The 20,809-nt window shown below is 59.3% G+C and carries 19 protein-coding genes; 18 read left to right on the forward strand and 1 reads right to left on the reverse strand.

What is annotated here, in order from left to right; genetic code table 11:
* Positions 1-101: 101 nt before the first annotated feature.
* The 4 genes from D8780_RS16035 to D8780_RS00885 all read left to right on the forward strand — a co-directional run bounded on the left by D8780_RS16035 (position 102) and on the right by D8780_RS00885 (position 5,705).
* Positions 102-311: a KTSC domain-containing protein gene (locus tag D8780_RS16035; RefSeq protein WP_121643941.1), complete on the forward strand. Its 210-nt coding sequence runs from the start codon at positions 102-104 to the stop codon at positions 309-311.
* Positions 298-2,154, forward strand: coding sequence for an ATP-dependent nuclease (locus D8780_RS00875; RefSeq protein WP_121643942.1), 1,857 nt, complete (start codon positions 298-300; stop codon positions 2,152-2,154). The genes D8780_RS16035 and D8780_RS00875 overlap by 14 nt, the downstream gene beginning before the upstream one ends.
* A 33-nt stretch (positions 2,155-2,187) precedes the next feature.
* A complete protein-coding gene (locus D8780_RS00880; protein WP_121643943.1) occupies positions 2,188-3,402 on the forward strand; it encodes a BaiN/RdsA family NAD(P)/FAD-dependent oxidoreductase in 1,215 nt (404 codons plus the stop codon).
* A 140-nt stretch (positions 3,403-3,542) separates the two neighbouring features.
* On the forward strand, positions 3,543-5,705 hold the full coding sequence (locus D8780_RS00885; protein WP_121643944.1) for a malate synthase G: 2,163 nt from the start codon (positions 3,543-3,545) through the stop codon (positions 5,703-5,705).
* Between the two features lie 92 nt (positions 5,706-5,797).
* Here the strand turns inward: D8780_RS00885 and D8780_RS00890 are convergent, their stop codons facing one another.
* Positions 5,798-6,226, reverse strand: a complete 429-nt coding sequence (locus D8780_RS00890; RefSeq protein WP_147440256.1) for a hypothetical protein — start codon at positions 6,224-6,226, stop codon at positions 5,798-5,800.
* A 553-nt stretch (positions 6,227-6,779) separates the two neighbouring features.
* On the opposite strand from D8780_RS00890, the gene tsaB reads away from it, so the two are divergent.
* From tsaB to nusA, 14 genes are all read left to right on the forward strand, one after another.
* Positions 6,780-7,457 carry a tRNA (adenosine(37)-N6)-threonylcarbamoyltransferase complex dimerization subunit type 1 TsaB gene (tsaB, locus tag D8780_RS00895; protein ID WP_121643946.1) on the forward strand — a complete coding sequence of 226 codons (678 nt, stop codon included), beginning with the start codon at positions 6,780-6,782 and terminating at the stop codon, positions 7,455-7,457.
* Between the two features lie 14 nt (positions 7,458-7,471).
* Entirely contained in the window at positions 7,472-7,978 is a 507-nt protein-coding gene (locus tag D8780_RS00900) for a GNAT family N-acetyltransferase (RefSeq protein WP_245412210.1), read from the forward strand.
* Between the two features lie 34 nt (positions 7,979-8,012).
* A complete protein-coding gene (locus D8780_RS00905; RefSeq protein ID WP_158598403.1) occupies positions 8,013-8,861 on the forward strand; it encodes a lysophospholipid acyltransferase family protein in 849 nt (282 codons plus the stop codon).
* 83 nt (positions 8,862-8,944) lie between these two features.
* On the forward strand, positions 8,945-10,405 hold the full coding sequence (gene miaB, locus D8780_RS00910; protein WP_121643948.1) for a tRNA (N6-isopentenyl adenosine(37)-C2)-methylthiotransferase MiaB: 1,461 nt from the start codon (positions 8,945-8,947) through the stop codon (positions 10,403-10,405).
* 120 nt (positions 10,406-10,525) lie between these two features.
* Positions 10,526-11,557, forward strand: coding sequence for a PhoH family protein (locus D8780_RS00915; RefSeq protein WP_121643949.1), 1,032 nt, complete (start codon positions 10,526-10,528; stop codon positions 11,555-11,557).
* Positions 11,550-12,140 (forward strand): rRNA maturation RNase YbeY, encoded by a 591-nt coding sequence (gene ybeY, locus D8780_RS00920; RefSeq protein WP_121643950.1) that lies wholly within the window; start codon positions 11,550-11,552, stop codon positions 12,138-12,140. Before D8780_RS00915 ends, ybeY begins: the two co-directional genes overlap by 8 nt.
* Positions 12,133-13,203 carry a hemolysin family protein gene (locus tag D8780_RS00925; RefSeq protein ID WP_121643951.1) on the forward strand — a complete coding sequence of 357 codons (1,071 nt, stop codon included), beginning with the start codon at positions 12,133-12,135 and terminating at the stop codon, positions 13,201-13,203. Before ybeY ends, D8780_RS00925 begins: the two co-directional genes overlap by 8 nt.
* A 136-nt stretch (positions 13,204-13,339) precedes the next feature.
* Positions 13,340-14,929 (forward strand): apolipoprotein N-acyltransferase, encoded by a 1,590-nt coding sequence (gene lnt / locus D8780_RS00930; RefSeq protein ID WP_121643952.1) that lies wholly within the window; start codon positions 13,340-13,342, stop codon positions 14,927-14,929.
* Positions 14,930-15,046: 117 nt separating this feature from the next.
* Positions 15,047-15,463 (forward strand): helix-turn-helix domain-containing protein, encoded by a 417-nt coding sequence (locus tag D8780_RS00935; RefSeq protein WP_121643953.1) that lies wholly within the window; start codon positions 15,047-15,049, stop codon positions 15,461-15,463.
* A gap of 153 nt (positions 15,464-15,616) precedes the next feature.
* On the forward strand, positions 15,617-16,873 hold the full coding sequence (metK, locus tag D8780_RS00940; protein WP_121646274.1) for a methionine adenosyltransferase: 1,257 nt from the start codon (positions 15,617-15,619) through the stop codon (positions 16,871-16,873).
* A gap of 28 nt (positions 16,874-16,901) precedes the next feature.
* Entirely contained in the window at positions 16,902-17,606 is a 705-nt protein-coding gene (gene trmB / locus D8780_RS00945; RefSeq protein WP_121643954.1) for a tRNA (guanine(46)-N(7))-methyltransferase TrmB, read from the forward strand.
* A gap of 64 nt (positions 17,607-17,670) precedes the next feature.
* Positions 17,671-18,348 carry a ferredoxin reductase domain-containing protein gene (locus tag D8780_RS00950; RefSeq protein ID WP_121643955.1) on the forward strand — a complete coding sequence of 226 codons (678 nt, stop codon included), beginning with the start codon at positions 17,671-17,673 and terminating at the stop codon, positions 18,346-18,348.
* Positions 18,349-18,504: 156 nt separating this feature from the next.
* Positions 18,505-19,107 carry a ribosome maturation factor RimP gene (gene rimP / locus D8780_RS00955; protein ID WP_121643956.1) on the forward strand — a complete coding sequence of 201 codons (603 nt, stop codon included), beginning with the start codon at positions 18,505-18,507 and terminating at the stop codon, positions 19,105-19,107.
* Positions 19,108-19,168: 61 nt separating this feature from the next.
* Positions 19,169-20,776, forward strand: coding sequence for a transcription termination factor NusA (nusA, locus tag D8780_RS00960; protein ID WP_121643957.1), 1,608 nt, complete (start codon positions 19,169-19,171; stop codon positions 20,774-20,776).
* Positions 20,777-20,809 lie beyond the last annotated feature (33 nt).

A 20,809-nucleotide genomic window follows, 5' to 3' on the forward strand; every position in this document is an offset into this window, starting at 1 on the left:
CGGCATTGCAATTAATTGTAGCACGTCACAACATATGCGCCTGTTCGGTATTGTTTTGCTCGAGAGAATCGGCAACGCTTATCTCCATTTCGGAGATAGGCATGCCGACAATCGAGTCATCTCTAATTGAATTCGCGGAATACGACGCCGAATTAAGCGTCCTTGTTTTGTATCTAGTTGGCGGGCGAGTATACAAATATTTTGACGTGCCATCCGGCGTTTATTCGGACTTGTTGGCAGCCGACTCGGCTGGGTCGTTTTTTAATAGAAAAATAAAAAACGAATATAGGTTTGAGAATGCGGCTAGATAGCGTTTCATTTAAAAACTTCCGGTGCTTCAGAGACGAGAGAATCGATTTTAGCCGCATAACAACGATAGTTGGCGAAAATAACTGCGGTAAGTCAACTATATTAAAAGCTATAGATCTATTCTTTTCTGGGAAATCCATAAAGATAAGTGAGAATGATTTCTACATTGGTTGCAAGGCAGTCGATGAGATGAAAATCAGATTAGATTTCGCCGAGGTGGAGGGTAAGGCTGCAGAAGATCTGAGTCACTATGTCCGTAGCGGACGCGTGGCATTTGAAATTGCAGCCAAGAGGTCAGAAGACGGAGCGATCGATCAACGCTGTGTAGGGATACGTTACGGTCTTGAAGAGTTTAAGCCTTTCTTCGAGGCAAACAACGCGACGGATAAGCGGCGTGTATATGACGCGCTCAAGGAAAAGTACCAATTACCAAAGTGGACGAATGTCAATGAGGCGATCGCCTCGGTCAATGCCGCCGAAGCCGATCATGTTGATGAGCATGTTGCGATACCTAGTTCTGTTCCAGCTTACGGAGCTACCGGCCCGCTTCCAACTCTTCAGCGCTATTTTGACTGGATTTATGTGCCAGCTGTGAAAGATGTCTCTGACGAAGCAATTGAAAGCAGAAACTCAGCGTTTTCTAAGCTTGCGCTTTACGCCATTCGAAGCCGATCCTCTCTTGCCAGCGAAATTGAGGCAATTAGGGACACGGCACGAACTTCGCTAGCAACGGCATTAGAGAACTTAAGCGGCGACCTCGAGGGTCTCCAAAGAGATATCAATGAGGAATTTCGACAAATCAATTCAACCGATGTCAGTGTCGGTTTGGAGTGGCACGACGGCGGTCGGCTTGATCTAAAGGAGCCGATACTACAGAGCATATTCAAGGATGGGCGTGTATTCGGCACACCTGATCAATTTGGTCATGGGTTGCAGAGAACGTATCTCATGGCTCTGCTTTCGTTAGCCGGGCGGGTGGGTGAGCACGATGACGATTTCAAACTGCTAATAGGTGTTGAAGAGCCTGAGTTGTACCAACATCCTCCACAGGCTCGATACCTGTCGCGAGCTCTTGCAGATATCGCTGATGCCAACTCTCAGGTAATACTCAGCACCCATAGCAACTATTTCATCGGCGGTCGCAGTTATGATGGTGTCCGGGTCATAAGAAAGCGCGAAAATGCCTCCAGAGTTTATCAGTGGAGTGCCGACGAACAGGCTTCGTACTATGCGAAAAGGCGGGGTGGAGAGGCGATTGGTGAAAAGGCTATGCTATCAGGCCTAGACCGCACATTGCAGACAGAGATCGCAGAGATATTTTTTGCTCCTAAGATAATTTTGGTCGAGGGTATAGAAGACAGGGCAATCTTAGAGGCCTATCTAGAAAAGCGCGCAAAGTTCCGAGCTTATTTGAAAGCTGGGTGTCATATTGTTCCAGTCAGCGGCAAAACTAAGATGCCGCCAGTTATATCTCTTTGCCGAGGCTTTGGAATTGATGTTTTTTGTCTTTTTGATCTGGACAGAGATAAGAAGGAAAAAGATAGAAACAATAATCTTATCGTTCGCTTTGCCGAGGATGCTGATGAAGAGATTAGCTTAGAAGGTGAAGATCATCATAGGGGCTCTTATTTCTGGGCTTGGAGTGAAAATATCCAAGCAGCTATTCGAAGCGATGTAAAAGATTGGGACCGTTATGTGGAGGAAAAAGCGACAGCCTGGGGCTGGAGCAAATCAGGTATGTCAAAAGATCCCATGGTCCTGTCGGATGTGATCGCAGAATTCGAAGGCGAAATACCTTGCCTTTCGGATTTGATTGATGCCTTAGAGCGCTTCTGGAATGCATGATCTTTCGATGAAGTTAGCCTGCCCATAAGGCGCATGACCCATCACACCATCATCCTTGGCGCGGGTGCCGCCGGCCTCCACTGTGCCGCCTATGCGGTGGGGCAGGGGCGCTCGACACTTGTCATCGACCATGCGAAAGCGCCGGGCGACAAGATCCGCATTTCCGGCGGCGGGCGCTGCAACTTCACCAATACGCGCACCGCGCCGAAGCACTTCCTCTCCACCAACCCGCATTTCGCCAAGAGCGCGCTCGCCCGCTATACGCCGGCGGATTTCGTTGCGCTGGTCGAGCGGCACGGGATCGCCTGGCATGAGAAGACGCTCGGCCAGCTCTTCTGCGATGGCTCGGCGAAGCAGATCGTCGCCATGCTGCGGGACGAGATGGAGCGCGCCGGCGCGGACCTCTGGCTGAACACCACCATCGTCGAAGTGGAGAAGACGGAAGCCGGCTTCGCCGTAACGGTCGAGCGTGACGGAAAGCGACAGACGCTCTCCTGCGCCAATCTGGTCGTCGCGACGGGCGGCAAATCGATCCCGAAAATGGGCGCGACCGGTTTTGGCTACGATCTGGCGCGGCAGTTCGGCCTTCCGATCGTGGAGCCGCGCCCGGCGCTGGTGCCTTTCACGCTCACCGGCGCACTGCATGAGGAGGTGAAGGCGCTCGCCGGCGTCTCGGTGCAGGGCCGCGTGACCGCTGGTCAGGGCGGGCGCGGAACCACCTTCGACGAGGCGATCCTTTTCACCCATCGCGGCCTGTCCGGCCCGGCCGTTCTGCAGGCTTCGTCCTATTGGCGGGAGGGCGAGATGGTGCGCCTTTCGCTCGCGCCGCAGCGTGATCTGGCCGATGCGCTTCTGGAAAGGGCACAGGCGGGTGACGGCAAGAAGACGGTCGAGACCGTGCTGGCGACGATGCTACCCGAGCGGCTGGCGCATGACATCTGCGCCCGCGCCGGGGTTTCGGGCCGCCTGGCTGAGCAGGGCAGGAAGAGCCTTTCTAGGCTGAACGCCGCGGCCAATGACTGGCAGATCATCCCCGCCGGCACTGAAGGCTACCGCACCGCCGAGGTAACGCTCGGCGGCGTCGATACCGACGCGCTGTCCTCGCAGACGATGGAAGCGAAGGCCGTGCAGGGCCTCTATTTCATCGGCGAGGTGGTCGATGTGACGGGCTGGCTGGGCGGCTACAACTTCCAATGGGCCTGGGCCTCGGCCTTTGCTGCTGGAAGGGCTATAGCCACCACTGGATAGCGCTACCTTTTCCAAATTGGCGAAAGTGATTTTCACCTTTGCCTGAATTGACGGCTTGGGGGCGGCATGTTGAATGCATGGCCAAGAAAACCATGTGGCGAACCAAGAGTTCAACACGCCAAAAGGCCCGGAGGATCAACATGACCGAACGCATCGAGCGAAGCGGACTGCAATACGACAAGGCGCTGCACGATTTCATCGTCGAGAAGGCGCTTAAGAATTCGGGCGTCGATGAGGATGCCTTCTTTGAAGGTTTCGCGTCGATCATCGCCGATCTGACACCGAAAAATCACGATCTGCTGAAAATTCGCGACGAGATGCAGGAAAAGATCGACGGCTGGTACAAGGAAAATGGCGCGCCGACAGACTTGGAGGCCTACAAGGAGTTTCTCCGGGAGATCGACTATCTCAAGCCGGAAGGCGAGGCATTCTCCGTCGATACGCAGAATGTCGATCCCGAGATCGCGACCGTCGCCGGCCCGCAGCTGGTCGTGCCCGTCGACAATGCCCGCTATGCCCTGAATGCCGCCAATGCGCGCTGGGGATCTCTCTATGATGCGCTCTATGGCACCGACGCCATGGGCGACCGGCCGGAGGGCAGCGGCTATAATGCCGAGCGCGGTGCGCGGGTTATCGAGTGGGCCAAGGAGTTTCTGGACCGCACATTCCCGTTGGAAGACGCGCTCTGGGCGGATGCGACCGGCCTTGCCATCGAAAACGGAAAGCTGTCGGTTCGTACGCATGATGGAGACAAGACGCTGCGCTATGAGGAAGATCTGGCCGGCTTTTCTGAAGAGGGCGGCGAGCCGTCCACAATTGCTCTGGTCAATAATGGCCTGCATGCGCTGGTTCACATCGACCGCAACCATCAGATCGGCAAGGACGATCCGGCCGGCATTTCCGATGTCGAGTTGGAAAGTGCGCTGACCTCGATCATGGATTGCGAGGACTCGGTCGCCGCGGTCGATGCCGCCGACAAGACGCACGTCTATGAAAACTGGCTGGGCCTGATGGACGGCACCCTGAAAGAGAGCTTCCAGAAGGGTGGAGAGACCGTCACGCGCGAACTCAATGCCGACAAGACCTTCGCCGCGCCTGACGGTTCGAAACTTGTGCTCAAGGGTCGCGCGCTGATGCTCGTCCGCAATGTCGGCCACCTGATGACCAATCCCGCCATTCTGGATGCTGACGGCAATGAGGTCTTCGAGGGTCTGATGGATGCCGCTGTGACCGCGCTTGGCGCTCTGCAGGATGTCGGGCCGGATGGCCGCCGCGCTAATAGCCGTGAAGGCTCCATGTATGTGGTGAAGCCGAAGATGCATGGCCCGGACGAGGTCGCCTTCGCGGTCGAGCTTTTCACCCGCGTCGAAAAACTTCTCGGCATGAAGCCCAACACGATCAAGATGGGCATCATGGATGAAGAGCGCCGCACCACCGTCAATCTGAAGGAGTGCATCCGTGTTGCGAAGGACCGCGTGGTCTTCATCAATACCGGCTTCCTCGATCGGACCGGCGACGAGATGCACACCTCCATGGAAGCTGGTCCGATGATCCGGAAGGCCGACATGAAGGGCGCGCCCTGGATCAAGGCCTATGAAGACTGGAACGTCGATATCGGGCTGGAATGCGGCCTCAAGGGACACGCCCAGATCGGCAAGGGCATGTGGGCCATGCCCGATCTGATGGCGGATATGCTGGAGCAGAAGATCGGCCATCCAAAGGCGGGCGCCAACACGGCCTGGGTGCCGAGCCCGACCGCCGCGACGCTTCACGCCACCCACTACCATACGGTCGATGTGGAAGAGGTGCAGGAAGAATTGAAGAGCCGTGACCGCGCCAGCCTCGACGATATTCTTTCCGTGCCGGTCGCGTCGCGTCCGAACTGGACCGAAGAGGACAAGACGGCCGAGCTACGCAACAATGCGCAGGGCATTCTTGGCTATGTCGTTCGTTGGATCGATCAGGGTGTCGGCTGCTCCAAGGTGCCGGACATCAACGATGTCGGCCTGATGGAGGACCGCGCAACGCTCCGCATCTCGTCGCAGCATATCGCCAACTGGCTGCATCACGGTGTCGTCAGCAAGGAGCAGGTCATGGATGTGATGAAGGAGATGGCGGCGGTCGTGGACCGGCAGAACGAGGGCGATCCGAACTATCGCCCCATGGCTGGAAACTTTGACGATAGCGTTGCCTTCCAGGCGGCCTGCGATCTTGTCTTCAAGGGCACCGAGCAGCCCAATGGCTATACCGAGCCCGTTCTTCACGCGCGCCGTCGCGAGGCCAAGGAAAAGCATGCCGCCTGATCGCGGCTGATATTGAGACGAAGGCCGGCGAAGGAAACTTCGCCGGCCTTTTTCTTTTTGATGAAGGGGCTTTTTGATGAAGGGGCTTGAGCTTAGGCCGAGGGATCGTAAGGGAAATCGCTGCTGTCGCTCGTTTTCCAACGGGTGAAACGCATGATTTCAGGGGGCTGACCATCGCGCCCTCGCCAGCTGTCGACCGCCCAGACTGTTCCGTCGGAAGAGCGAACGAGAGCCGTCTTGTGCGGATAGCGTCCGTCGAGGAGGAAGCCGCGCTGACCGACGCGACGCAGGGGTTTATGATAGCGCAGAAAGCCTTGGCGCTTGAGCCAGAAGAGATAGGTTTGCGTATTGTCGGACTCGTCGAAACAGTCCATCTGCCCTCGAACATTGGCATGCTTCTGCGCCGAGAGAGGCGCGTCGGCAGCGAAGCCAAGATGGCGACGGGCCGATCTTTCCATCATGGCGATGGCGCGGCCAAGGGCTCGTCGCTCGGCCTTCGGAGAGGATGAGCCGGCTGCCATGACATCTTTGAGGCGCGCTCTTTCTCTCGCGCTCGGGGTGAAACTCTCTTTGAAGACGCAGCCGTAGCCGGAGCAGATCGGCACCGAAGAACTGCTCGACCGATCCGAGGATGGATGCGTGATGGAGCATCCGGCCAGAAGACCTAACAACAGAATTGAGAGCGCGCTGGACATAACGGCTTCATAGCCGCAATCGATGGCGTGAAAAACGCATGGTACTGCGAAGAGCGGAGGTCGGGGGTTCGGAAAATCCGCCGTGTTGCAATCCTGTCGCCATTCTGGGTGCTGGGAAAGACCGGCTGGCGCGGGCGGGGTAGGTGCTCGTTTGCCAATTCGTTGATGCCGGAGCGAGAAAACGGGAAAACCGCTCCGTCCACCATACCGCCATGCCCGTTTGACGCGCACCAGCCAGTCTCTCGGTTCGAAAACGCCCACCCCGCTGCCCCGTTCCGGTCCCATAAAGTTAATCGGGTTGATCAATGTTGATCGTACGTTTCCGAGAGCGTTAAGCGCGCGACTTGCCCGAGCCGTTGCGATCGCATAGCTGAAACGAATGGTTCTGCTTGCTCTCGATACGGCATCGCCGATCTGCGCCGTCGCTCTTATGGATGCGGACGGTGCGCTTCTTTCGAAAGAGGTCGAGACGCGCCAAAGCGGTCATGCCGAGCGCTTGTTGCCGATGGTGCAGTCGGTACTGCAGAAAGGCGGGCGCAAAAAAAATGCTATCACGAAGATCGTGGTCAGTGTCGGCCCGGGCTCCTTCACCGGCGTAAGAACAGCCATCGCCGCCGCGCGTGGTCTGGCCCTCGCCCTCTCCGTCCCGGCTGTGGGGGTGACGACGCTGGAGGCGATGGCGCTCGACGGCCGAAGGGTCAGCGGCGAAGGCACAGGACCGATTCTGGCCGCGATTGATGCCGGACGCGGTGAGGTCTACGCGGCCGCATATGATGCCGACGGCGAATGCATTCTCGGACCGGAAAAGATGCCATACGGCCATGATCTGGCCGGTGCGACCGTCTATCCGGTTGATGATCTCTTCGGTGTTGGTAACGGCATTTCCCACTTGGGACTGACGGTGGGCGCCATGCCGGATGCACGCACCGGAGCAATCGAGACTTTTGCGTCCATCGGTCTTTTGCGTCAGCCCGGCGCGCCGCCGGAGCCGCTTTACCTGAGGGCCGCCGATGCCAAGCCACCATCGTCAAAAGCGCGCATAGCGCGGCAAGCGTAAGGGAGTGCTCTCAAATGTTATGGCCATTTTTCACGCCCTTCCTGCCAGCGTTCGCCAAGCGCGAAAGACAGATCATTCCCGCCGCGCATGAAGATGTACCCGCCATGGCGCGCATACACGCCCAGTCTTTTGCCGAAGGCTGGAGCGAGGATGAAATCGAACGCATTATCGATAGGCCCAACACCACTTCGCTGGTTGCCATTCGTGACGGATTCGCAAACGGCCAGATCGAGGGATTCGTTATCGCACAGGCGGCGGCGGACGAGGCCGAAATCCTGTCGATTGCCGTCGATCAGTTTCGCCGTCGAGGCGGTGCAGGCTGGGCGCTGATGGATTGCGTCATGCGGCAGCTTCATTCGGATCGGATCAAAACGCTTTTTCTCGAGGTCGACGAGAAGAATCAGGGCGCGGTCGAACTCTATCGGCGACTTGGTTTTCGCAAGGTCGGCGAGCGGCCCGGCTATTACAGGGCACCCGATGGGTCACGATCGAGGGCTTTGACGATGCGGCGGGATATCTGACGGTTTCATGGTCGAATATGAAAGAGAGCCATCCATGCACGACCCTCAAGCAGCGCTGGCACCCGCGGCTCCGCTGGAGCGAGAGAGGGTTCGACGTTCGGTCTTCCGTGCAGCTTTCCTTGCGCCCCTTCTTCTTTTCGCGCTCCTGCCGATGGGACTTGTCCATCTCGTTCTGACACGTTCTCCCGTGGCTTCCCATCGTTATCTTATTCCGCGGTGGTGGTATCGTTTCGCCTTGCGGGTCGTCGGCATGAGGGTGATCCGCGAAGGACGCCTGACAAAAGATCGGCCACTTCTGACACTGTCCAATCATGTCTCCTGGACGGATATTCTCGTTCTCGGCGCGCATGTTCCCGGCTGCTTTGTCGCCAAGGCGGATATGGCGGACTGGCCGGGCGTCGGCTTTCTGACACGGTTCACGCGCAGCATCTTCGTCAAGCGGGACGATCGGCGTAATGTCGGAGAGCAGGCGCGGGAAATCGGCGACCGCTTGCGGCATGGCGAACCGGTCATCCTCTTTCCTGAAGGCACCACTGCCGCAGGCACCTCTCTCAAACCTTTCAAGTCATCGCTTCTCGGCGCCGTACGACTTGCCCGTCCCGCTGAAGATGGCGCGATGACGATCCAGCCCGTTGCGCTGGCCTATGTCCGCCGCGGCGGCAAGCCGATGGACGAGAGGGAACGCCGTGATTATGCGGCCTGGATCGATGATGAGGAATTTGCACCGCATTTGACCTCCGTTCTTTTCGGCAAGCCGCTGACGGTCCGCCTTATCTTCGGTGAGCCTTTCGACGTCGGCCCCGATGCCGATCGCAAGAGGCTCACCCGAACGGCCGAAGAGACGATCGGCACTCTTCTTCAGAAGGGGCTGGCGGAGGGATGAGCTTGAGGCGGCAAGGGGGACTCCCTTTTGCCGCAAAACAGCGTTATGGAGCCGGCCTAAAAGCGAAGCCTGAACGAGCGAGCATGACCGAACATCCGAACGATACCGCCATCCGCGAGATCGATGAAGCGGCCGCGCCCATTATCGCCCTCGATGCGGGGGAGCGTTCCACCCATCCGAAGCGCGTTTATGTGAAGACCTATGGCTGCCAGATGAATGTCTATGACAGCCAGCGCATGGGCGATGCTCTGGCGGCAGAGGGCTATCAGCCTGTCGATAGCGCCGAGGATGCCGATCTTGTCCTGCTGAACACATGTCACATTCGCGAGAAGGCCGCGGAGAAGGTCTATTCGGAGCTCGGCCGGCTACGCGACATGAAGCAGGAAAGGCGGGCAGACGGCCGTGAATTCCTGATCGGCGTGACCGGCTGTGTGGCCCAGGCGGAAGGATCAGAGATCGTCCGGCGGCAGAAGGCCGTGGATATGGTGATCGGTCCCCAGACCTATCACCGCCTCGGCGAGGCCGTCCGCCGCGCGCGTTCCGGCGAAACCGTGGTCGAGACCGACTTTCCTGCAGAAGACAAGTTCGATCATCTGCCGCTCGCCAAACCAAAGGTGACACGCAAGCGCGGGGTCACCGCCTTTCTGACCGTTCAGGAAGGGTGCGACAAGTTCTGCACCTTCTGCGTCGTCCCCTATACGCGCGGTGCAGAGGTGTCCCGCCCGCTAGCGCGGCTGGTCGAAGAGGCGCGCGGACTGACCGAGGCAGGCGTGCGCGAGATCACGCTGCTTGGCCAGAACGTCAATGCCTGGCATGGCGAAGACGAAACCGGTGCTTCGATCGGTCTTGGCGGTCTTGTGCGCACCCTGGCGCAACTGCCGGGTCTGGAGAGGCTGCGGTACACGACGTCCCACCCGCGCGACATGGATGATGCGCTGATCGAGGCCCATCGCGAACTGCCTGTTCTGATGCCCTATCTGCACCTGCCGGTTCAGTCAGGCTCCGACCGCATTCTGAAGGCGATGAACCGCAAGCACACGGCCGCTCAATACCGCGCCGTGATCGACCGCATCCGCGCCGCGCGCCCCGATATCGCTCTGTCAGGGGACTTCATTGTCGGGTTCCCCGGTGAAACGGAAGAGGATTTCGAGGCGACACTGCAACTCGTTCGTGACGTGACCTACGCCCAGGCGTTCAGCTTCAAATATTCGTCGCGTCCCGGCACGCCGGGCGCCGAGCTCGACGATCAGGTGCCAGAAGGGGTGAAGGATGAGCGTCTACAGCGTCTCCAGGCGCTTCTGACCGAACAGCAAATCGCCTTTGGCCGGTCGAAGATCGGCGAGACCATGGATATTCTTCTGGAGAAACCGGGCCGCAAACCGGGCCAGTTGATCGGCCGTTCTCCTTGGCTTCAATCCGTCGTCATTGACCAGCCGATCGGCGAAATTGGCGATCTCGTAACCGTTACCATCACCGAAGCTGGGCCTAACTCTCTTTTCGCCGTGCCTGCCTCTTCCCATATGGATAAAAAACAAGTCTCATGACAGCGCGGAACCGCAAGGGCGGTTTCGGCTTGTGAGTCGCAATTGCATCGCGCGGAAGCGAAGGAGCGCAGATTGAGTCACGTCTCACCGGTGAAGCCTGTACCGTCCGGCGCTTCGGACATGGCTCACCTAGTGCTTGCCTTTGACGATAATCGACTGGCCAGTGAACTTTTCGGTCAATTCGACCAGCATCTGGCGAGGATCGAACGAGCCCTGAATGTGGATCTGCGACCACGGGGCAACGAGGTGACGATCCGCGGCGGCTCCGATGCCGCGGAACAGGCGCGTCGCGCGCTAGATTTTCTCTACGACCTTTTGGAAAAGGGGGCCGAGATCGCCCCGTCGGACGTCGATGGCGCGATTCGCATGGCGGTCGCTGCCGACGATCAGCTCGATCTGCCGAATATTGGCGGCGGGCATGTCGCCGCCGCCCAGATATCGACGCGCAAGAAGACGATCTATGCGCGCTCGCCCAACCAGGATGCCTATATGCGGGCGCTCGACCGGGCCGAACTGGTATTCGGCATCGGGCCGGCGGGCACCGGCAAGACCTATCTGGCCGTGGCGCACGCTGCCATGCTTCTGGAGCGCGGAATCGTCGAGCGTATCATCCTGTCCCGGCCCGCCGTTGAGGCCGGAGAGCGACTGGGCTTTCTGCCCGGCGACATGAAGGAGAAGGTCGATCCCTATCTCCGCCCCCTCTATGACGCGCTCTACGATATGATGCCGGCTGACAAGGTCGAGCGTGCCTTGACTGCGGGCGTCATCGAAATCGCGCCACTGGCCTTCATGCGCGGCCGCACGCTCAGCCATGCCTGTGTCATTCTGGACGAGGCGCAGAACACCACATCGATGCAGATGAAGATGTTTCTGACACGCCTTGGCGAGGGTGGCCGCATGATCGTGACAGGTGACCCAAGTCAGATCGATCTGCCGCGCGGCGCGAAAAGCGGTCTTGTCGAAGCCCTTCATGTGCTCGGGGACGTTCCGGGGATCGTCAAGGTCCGCTTCCGCGATGTCGATGTGGTTCGCCATCCGCTCGTCGCTGAAATCGTGCGCGCCTATGAGCGCGAAGGTGAAAAGCAGACCATCGCCCGTTACACGGCCGATGATGACGGCTCGGACGGATCGAAAGCGAGCGGCGATGCCTGAGCGCGAACAGTTGAGCGGAGATGACGACCGGCCTCCCAGTCCGTCTGACGAAGGCGTCGAACTTCTTCTTTCCATCGACAGTGATGATTGGGGCTCGCAGGACGTGCTCGAAGCTCTGGCGCGCCGCGCCATCGAGGCGACGCTGCGCGAAACCGGACTTTCCTTTGGCGAGTACTGCGAACTGTCCGTCGTGCTGACGGATGACGATGCCGTCCATGCGCTGAATAGGGAGTGGCGTCAGAAGGACCGGCCCACCAACGTTCTCTCTTTTCCGGCCTTTGATCTGGCCCCTGGCGATCCGCTGCCACCCATGCTCGGTGATATCGTGGTGGCTCATGGCGTCGTCACGCGCGAAGCCAATGAAGCCACCAAGAGCTTCGACGATCATCTGACGCACCTGCTGGTTCATGGCTTTCTGCATCTGGCCGGTTGGGATCACGAAACCGAAGACGAGGCCGATGCAATGGAGTCGATCGAGACGGCCATCCTTGCCCGCCTGTCCATATCGGATCCATATGAAAGCAGAGTCGGCGCCGCGCATGCGACTGAGGCGATGAGAGACGGGAAATCTGGCGATGTCTGACGAGATCGACGACGACCGACAATCACGGCCAGAATCCGAAGCGCCCCAAGCTGAAGAGCACCAGGACCGCCCCGGCATTCTGTCTCGTATTTTCGGCGGGCGAAGACAGGGCAGCCTCAGGGCGGATCTCGCTGAAGCGCTGGAATCATCCGACGACGATACCGAGAGCTTTTCCGCCACCGAAAAGGCGATGCTCAACAACATCCTTCGTCTTCGCGAAGTGCGGGTCGAGGATGTGATGATCCCGCGCGGCGACATTGAGGGCGTCGAGATCAATACCACGCTGGGCGAACTGATGGTTCTTCTCGAGACCTCGGGCCGCTCGCGCATGCCGGTCTACGCCGATGCGCTGGATGATCCGCGCGGCATGGTGCATATTCGCGACGTTCTGGCGCATGTGACCCGCAAGTCTTGCGGTCGCGAAGGGCCTGCGCCCAAACACGCCGACGGGCATATCGACACGCTGGCCGAACTTGCGGACATGAACCTCACCCGCATCGATCTCAGCAAACCGCTTTCGGAACTTGGTCTGGTTCGGCCCGTGCTCTTTGTGCCGGCCTCCATGCTGGCGGGCGATCTCATGGCGCGGATGCAGGCGGCACGCATTCAGATGGCGCTCGTCATCGATGAATATGGCGGGACCGACGGGCTCGTCTCGCTCGAAGATATCGTCGAGGTCGTGTTCGGCGAAATCGAAGATGAGCACGACGATGACGAGGAGCCGCTGATCAGCAAGCGTGCCGAAGGGGTGTTCATTGTCGATGCCAAGGCCGAAATCGAAAACGTCGCCAGCGAAATCGGCGAGGATTTCGTCGCCGACGAAGAAGTTCTCGAAGACGTCGATACGGTCGGTGGCCTGTTGTTCAACGCGCTCGGCCGTGTGCCGGCGCGCGGCGAGGTCGTCCAAGCCGTACCGGGCTGGGAGTTCCATGTCATCGATGCGGATCCCCGGCGCATCAAGCGTGTCCGCATCATGCGTCTGAGGACCGATCGCCGGCGGCGGGCTACGCGATCCGGACCTGAAACGCCTGTCGTTCCTGAGCGCGGTAACGGCACCAGCTGACCGCTAAGCGCATCGCTCTCCCCGCTCGAAGCACTGTTCTGTCGATTCGGCAGGGGCGGCAGCCGATTTTATCGGCACGCCCAATCTGTTAACACCACTGCCAGGGCTAGCGATTCGGGTGGGGACAGCGCGCAAAATGCTCGAGGACTGGGCAGGACGCATCGTTCTACTTTCCGGCTGGCGTCGTAACGGCCTGTCATTGCTGGCGGGCGCGCTCGGCAGTTTCGCGCAGGCGCCTTATGATTTTCCTTTTGTTTGTTTCGTCAGTTTTCCCATCCTGGTCCTGCTTCTTGACGGGATAGCCGACGGGGGCGGGGCGTTTAGGGCCCGCATCATTCCTGCCTTCTGCGCCGGTTTTTGGTTCGGCTTCGGCTGGTTCGCCGCCACGCTCTGGTGGATTGGCGCGGCCTTTTTCGTCGAGGCTGAGCTGCACGCTTGGATGGTGCCGATCGGCGTCATCATCCTGCCTGCCATTCTGGCCTGTTTTTATGGGGTCGCCACCGCACTGGCACGATTCGTGTGGGCTGATGATCTGGGTCGGCTTTTCGCACTGGCCGCCGCGTTCGGGGCGCTGGAATGGCTGCGCACATTTCTGTTCACCGGGTTTCCGTGGGCGCCTGTCGCGGCCGCGGCGATGCCGGTGCCGCTCCTGATGCAGCCTCTGCCTTTCATCGGCATGACGGGGATGAACGCTCTGGCGACCCTGCTGTTCAGTCTGCCGGTCATGCTCGTCGCGGAGAGATGGCGGCGGACGGGCCTTGCTCTTCTCGTTCTACTCTTGGTGGCGCAGACCGGCTTCGGCGCTTGGCGAATGTGGCAGGCCGGTCAGGAAGATGCAGCATCGAACGGCGATGTCATCGCTATGCGCATTGTCCAGCCCGCGATCTTGCAGAATGAAAAATGGGACGACGAGACGCGGACGGCGATCTTCGATCGACACATCGCCCTCAGCAAACAAGAGCCTGAAAACGGCGAGCCGCCGCAGCTCATCGTATGGCCGGAAACGGCCGCGCCCTGGGTGCTGACGAGCCAGCCGCTTGCGCTCCTTGCGATCGCCCGCATTCTCGATCCGGGGCAGTTTCTTCTGACGGGCGCGGTTCGTGCCAAGGAGGAGGGCTCATCGGTCAGTTATACCAACGCCGTCCTGGCGATTGACGACACGGGAACCATCGTTGACGCTGCGGACAAGGTGCAGCTGGTCCCGCTGGGCGAATATCTGCCGCTCGCCGATCTGTTCGCGCGGTTCGGTCTGACGGAGCTGGCGGTCCTTCCGGGCGGCTTCAAGGCTGGCAGCCGGCACGAATTGATCGAGTTGCCCGGTCTTGCGCCCATCCTTCCGCTGATCTGCTACGAGACAATCTTTCCACAGGAAGCGGCGCACCTGGAAGAGAATGCCGGGTTTCTTCTCAACGTGACCAACGATGCGTGGTTTGGAGATACGCCGGGTCCGGCTCAGCACTTCCGGCTTTCGCAATATCGCGCCGTGCTTGCGGCCCGTCCTGTCGTGCGAGCTGCCAATAATGGTATTTCGGGCCTGATCGATCCTTACGGCCGGGTCAGGGACGGACTCGCACTGAATGCAACCGGCATCCTTGATATCGACGTTTCAAGAACAAATTCCTTGCAACCATGGGTGTATCGATCTACGGTAGGAATTGCACTTTTGGTTGCGTTTGGGCTATTGGCTTTTCTCCTCACCCTGCCATCGCGGCGCGGTTTGGATTGACCGATTGGTCTAGGCAATTTATCCAAACGGCAAGGGGGTTTCACGCGGCACAACCTTTAATGAAGGGGGTGCCGCAGGCGGGTACCCATGCCCTTTAAGGTACCCCGTGAGGAAGAAATGGCTGATATTAAAAAGAAGCCCAACCCGATCGATATACATGTCGGCAGTCGTATTCGGTTGAGGCGAAATATGATCGGGATGAGCCAGGAGAAACTCGGCGATAATCTCGGAATTACATTCCAGCAAATTCAGAAATACGAGAAGGGAACCAATCGCGTCGGTGCAAGCCGGCTTCAGGCGATTAGCGAGATCCTTCAGGTGCCCGTTTCGTTTTTTTTCGAAGGTGCGCCGGGACACGAGGGAAAAGCGGGCGGCGGTTTCAGCGAAGCCAGCAGTGCCAACTACGTGGTGGATTTCCTCAATTCGACCGAAGGCCTTCAGCTCAACCGCGCTTTCATCAAGATCGGCGACCCGAAGGTTCGCCGGCGCGTGATCGATCTCGTTCGAGCCTTGGGCGAGATGGAAGAGAGCTGAAAGCGGTCCGTCGTCGCTGATAGATATGAAGCATAGTGCGATTGGGGCGAACATGCTTGACCATGTTCGTCCCGATTGGCACAAGGCCGCGACTTTTCCGCAATTGAAAAGCGGTTCCGCGCGGTCCGCTACGAGACGATAGGCAGAACAAGCGTGTCACGACAGAATTATCTCTTTACCAGCGAATCGGTTTCCGAGGGTCACCCGGACAAGGTTTGCGACCGCATCTCCGACGAGATCGTGGATCTGATATATAAGGAAGCGCGCAAGACCGGTGTCGACCCGAGATCGGTTCGTGTCGCCTGCGAAACGCTGACGACCACCAATCGGGTCATCATCGCCGGCGAAGTGCGTCTGCCGCCGAGCCTGATGAAGAAGGACAAGAACGGCAACGACGTCATCAATCCGACTCGCTTCCGTTCAGCAGCGCGCCGTGCGATCCGCGATATCGGATACGAACAGGACGGTTTCCACTGGAAGACCTGCAAGATCGACGTGCTGCTCCACAGCCAGAGCGCCGATATCGCGCAGGGCGTGGACAGTGCCGCCGACCGGCAGGGCGAGGAAGGCGCCGGCGATCAGGGCATCATGTTCGGCTACGCCTGCAATGAAACGCCCGATCTGATGCCCGCGCCGATCTGGTATTCGCACCGGATCCTCCAGCTTCTTTCCGAAGCCCGCCATGCCGGTGAAGGCGATGCAACGAAACTTGGCCCAGACGCAAAGAGCCAGGTGACCGTGCGCTACGCGGACGGCAAGCCGAAGGAAGCGACGCAGATCGTCCTGTCCACCCAGCACATTGACGAAAGCTGGGACAACAAGAAGGTCCGGCAGGTCGTCGAGCCCTACATCCGGCAGGCGCTGGAAGAAGGCGGACTGGCGATTGCCGACGATTGCAACTGGTACATCAATCCGACGGGCAAGTTCGTCATTGGCGGTCCCGATGGCGATGCCGGCCTCACCGGCCGTAAGATCATCGTCGACACCTATGGCGGCATGGCGCCGCATGGCGGCGGCGCGTTCTCCGGCAAGGACACCACGAAGGTGGACCGTTCGGCAGCTTATGCCGCTCGCTATCTTGCCAAGAATGTGGTGGCCGCGGGTCTCGCCGAGCGCTGCACCATCCAGCTCTCTTACGCAATCGGTGTCGCGCAGCCGCTCTCGGTCTATGTCGATCTTCACGGCACCGGCAAGGTGACCGAGGAGTCGGTCGAAAAGGCTGTGCGAGAGGTGATGGACCTCTCGCCGTCCGGTATCCGCAAGCATCTCGATCTCAACAAGCCGATTTACGCTCAGACGGCAGCTTACGGCCATTTCGGCAGGAAGCCGGGCCGGGGCGGATCCTTCTCCTGGGAGAAGACCGATCTGAAGAAGGCATTGAAAGACGCGGTCAAGCTCGCCGGCAACTGAGCTGTAGTTCTGAACGGGCTTTGCCACGATGGAACAGGACGAGAAAAGGAAGAGCCGGGCGACCGAAGCGTTTTTCGGTCGCCGCAAGGGCAAGGCGTTGCGGCCGAAACAGGCCGCGCAGCTTGAACGGGTCCGCAATGAACGGGTGATCGACCTGGCCGAGCACCCGCCTGCCGATCTGCGCGATCTGTTCGATCAGCCGGTCGATGCCGTGCGTCTGGAAATCGGCTTCGGCGGCGGCGAGCATCTGCATCATGAAAGCGGCCGCTTTCCCAAGATGGGCTTCATCGGCGTTGAGCCTTTCGTCAACGGCTTCGCCAAGATGGCGACCGCTCTGGATGAAGACGACCGCCCAAACCTTCGCTTGTATGACGATGACGCCACCGAGCTGCTCAACTGGCTGCCGGACAATTGCCTGGTCGGAATCGATCTTCTCTACCCCGACCCTTGGCCGAAGAAGCGACACTGGAAGCGGCGTTTCGTCAATGACGCCAATCTGGACCGCTTCGCCCGCGTTCTTGCGCCGGGCGGCCTGTTTCGTTTCGCGTCCGACATCGACACCTATGTGACCTGGACGCTGCAGCATTGCCGTCGCCACCCGGCCTTCCAATGGAAAGCAGCCGGGCCACAAGACTGGCGCACCCCGTACGATGGGTGGCCCGGCACCCGGTATGAGGCGAAAGCGATCAGGGAAGGGCGGCCGCCTGCCTATCTGATCTTTCAGCGCGTCTGACCTGATCCTGAAACCGGATCAACATCCATGCATTAGCTCTTCAGCAGAACGAAGGGAGCAATGCATGACCCATCCGGTCACGATCAAATCCACCGCGCAGATAACGCATAATGTCGACCGGCTTACGGTCGAAAGGCCGGATGGCTACGAGTTCACGCCGGGCCATGCGACGGACGTTCATGTCGACAAACCGGGCTGGGAAGACGAGGACCGCCCCTTCACCTTTACGGGGCTGACGGACGCGCCCGATCTCGAATTCACCATCAAGATTTATCCGAGCCATGACGGTGTGACAGAGCAGATCGATCGCCTCGAAGCGGGCGATCGGCTGGTACTCGATGATCCCTGGGGGACGATCGACTACAAGGGAAAGGGCACGTTCATCGCTGCTGGTGCAGGCGTCACGCCCTTCATCGCCATTTTGCGCGACCTGAATGCGAAGGATCAGATCGGCGGCCACCGGTTGATCTTCACCAACAAGTCGGAGAAAGACATCATTCTGAAAGAAGAGTGGGATGCCATGGAGGGGCTGGAGACGCTCTATACGCTGACGGACCAGCCCGAGAGCCCGCATGCCATCGGCCGGATCGATCGTACGTTTCTTTCGCAGCATGTCGCCGACTTCGACCAGCACTTCTATATTTGCGGCCCCGAAGCCTTCGTCGGCGACATAAAGTCGGCCCTGCTCGATCTGGGTGCGAAGGAGGACAGGATCGTCTTCGAGGACGGCATGGATGGCTGATCGCCGGCTTTTCAGCGCGCCTTGCAAATCAACGACGGGGCGCGTATATGGGAGCCAACTTCTTCTTGGTCGGTAGACGGAGAGTGGGTCCACCCGGTCCCGCTCTTTTTTATTACCGGCATGATTCTTAGTGTAGCGGAGTGAGTTTTGTCCGAGATGGATGACCGCATCATTCATGAAACCGGTATCGAGGCGCGGGTTGCCGCGATTATCGAGCCGGTCATGCAGGCCATGGATTTTCGCTTGGTCCGCGTGCGGATTACCGGCCAGAACGGCAAGACATTACAGATTTTTGCGGAGCGGAACGACGGCACGATGACCGTCGAAGACTGCGAGGAGCTGTCGCGTGCTATTTCGCCGGCACTCGATGTCGACGATCCGATCGAGGGCGCCTACCATCTCGAGGTGTCGTCCCCGGGTATCGACAGGCCGCTGGTTGCCAAGAGCGATTTCCGCAATTGGGAAGGCCATCTTGCCAAGATTGAGACGAGCGTGATCCTGTCGGGTCGTCGCAAGTTCCGCGGCTTCATCGAAGCCGTGACCGGCGAGGGGTTCACCCTGCGGCGCGATACACTCGGCTATGGCGATGAGGCCGAAGTCGCGATCCCGTTCGATACGGTGTCGGACGCAAGGCTGGTACTGACCGATGATCTGATCCGCGACGCTCTCGCCAAGGAACGCGCCGCCCGCAAGGCCCAGAAAAAGGGCCTTGATAGCGACAATGATAACGAGGATTCCGCCGATACGGCGGAGGATTAAGATAGCGACCGCCCGGCGCACGATAATGATGCCGCCGGCGATGACATGAGGAGAGACGCCCATGGCCGTGAGTGCGAATAGGCTGGAACTGGTGCAGATCGCAGATGCGGTTGCGCGTGAAAAGAATATCGATCGCCGCATCGTGATCGAAGCGATGGCTGACGCCATCTCGAAGGCCGCGCGGGCTCGTTACGGCCAGGAAACCAATATCCGCACCGAGATCAATCCTCAGTCCGGCGAGATCAAGCTTCAGCGTTTGCTGGAGGTGGTCGAGGACGTGGAGGATTATCACACGCAGATCCAGTTGGGCGACGCCAAGGAACGTCAGCCGGATGCGCAAGTCGGCATGTTCATTGCCGAGCAGCTTCCTCCGATGGATTTCGGCCGCATCGCCGCCCAGTCCGCCAAGCAGGTTATCGTGCAGAAGGTGCGCGAAGCCGAGCGGGATCGCCAGTTCGAGGAATACAAGGACCGCGTCGGCGAGATCGTCAACGGTTCGGTCAAGCGTGTGGAATACGGCAATGTGATCGTCGATCTCGGCCGTGGCGAAGGCATCATTCGCCGCGACGAGGGCATTCCGCGCGAACTCTACAAATATGGCGACCGCATCCGTGCCTATGTCTACGATGTGCGCCGTGAGCAGCGCGGGCCCCAGGTCTTCCTGTCGCGCAGCCATCCTCAGTTCATGGCCAAGCTCTTCCAGATGGAAGTGCCGGAAATTTACGACGGCATCATCGAGATCCGCGCTGTGGCGCGTGATCCGGGCAGCCGCGCCAAGATTGCCGTCATCAGCCGCGACTCATCGATCGATCCGGTCGGCGCCTGCGTCGGTATGCGTGGTAGTCGTGTTCAGGCCGTCGTCGGCGAACTGTCAGGCGAGAAGATCGATATCATTCCGTGGTCCCCGGATGCGGCCTCGTTCATTGTCAACGCCTTGCAGCCCGCGGAGGTCGCCAAGGTCGTTCTCGACGAGGATGCCAATCGCATCGAGGTGGTTGTTCCGGATGATCAACAGAGCCTTGCGATCGGCCGCCGGGGCCAGAATGTGCGTCTTGCCAGTCAGTTGACCGGCTGGGCCATCGACATTCTGACCGAGGAAAAGGAGAGCGAGCGCCGGCAGGCCGAGTTCCAGGAGCGTTCCGAACTCTTCATGGAAGCGCTGGATGTTGACGAGATGGTCGGACAGGTTCTGGCGTCGGAAGGCTTCAGCAGTATCGAAGAGGTCGCCTATGTCGAATCGGAGGAAATTTCCGAGATCGACGGGTTCGACGCAGAGACGGCCGAAGAGATCCAGACCCGCGCACGTGAGCATCTCGAGCGCATCGAGGCCGAGATGGATGAGAAGCGCCGTGAACTCGGCGTCTCCGACGAACTGCGGGAGATTCCCGGCCTGACAACCGCCATGATGGTCGCAGTCGGCGAAAAGGATGGTGTGAAAACCATGGAGGATTTCGCCGGTTACGCTGCTGATGACCTTACCGGCTGGCGCGAGCGCAAGGACGGCGAAACCATCATTTACGAGGGTACGCTTTCGGGATTCGACGTCAGCTCCGAGGAAGCCGAGGCGATGATCCAGCATGCCCGTCAGGCCATGGGATGGGTTGACGAAGACGCCGAAGCCGAGGCCGCTGAGACGGCCGAAGTTGAAAACGAAGAAGCGAGCGTCTGACGCCATGCCTGGCGTCCTGGAGAAGCTGATTGG

The sequence above is a fragment of the Notoacmeibacter ruber genome, assembly GCF_003668555.1.
Taxonomy (GTDB): Bacteria; Pseudomonadota; Alphaproteobacteria; order Rhizobiales; family Rhizobiaceae; genus Notoacmeibacter; species Notoacmeibacter ruber.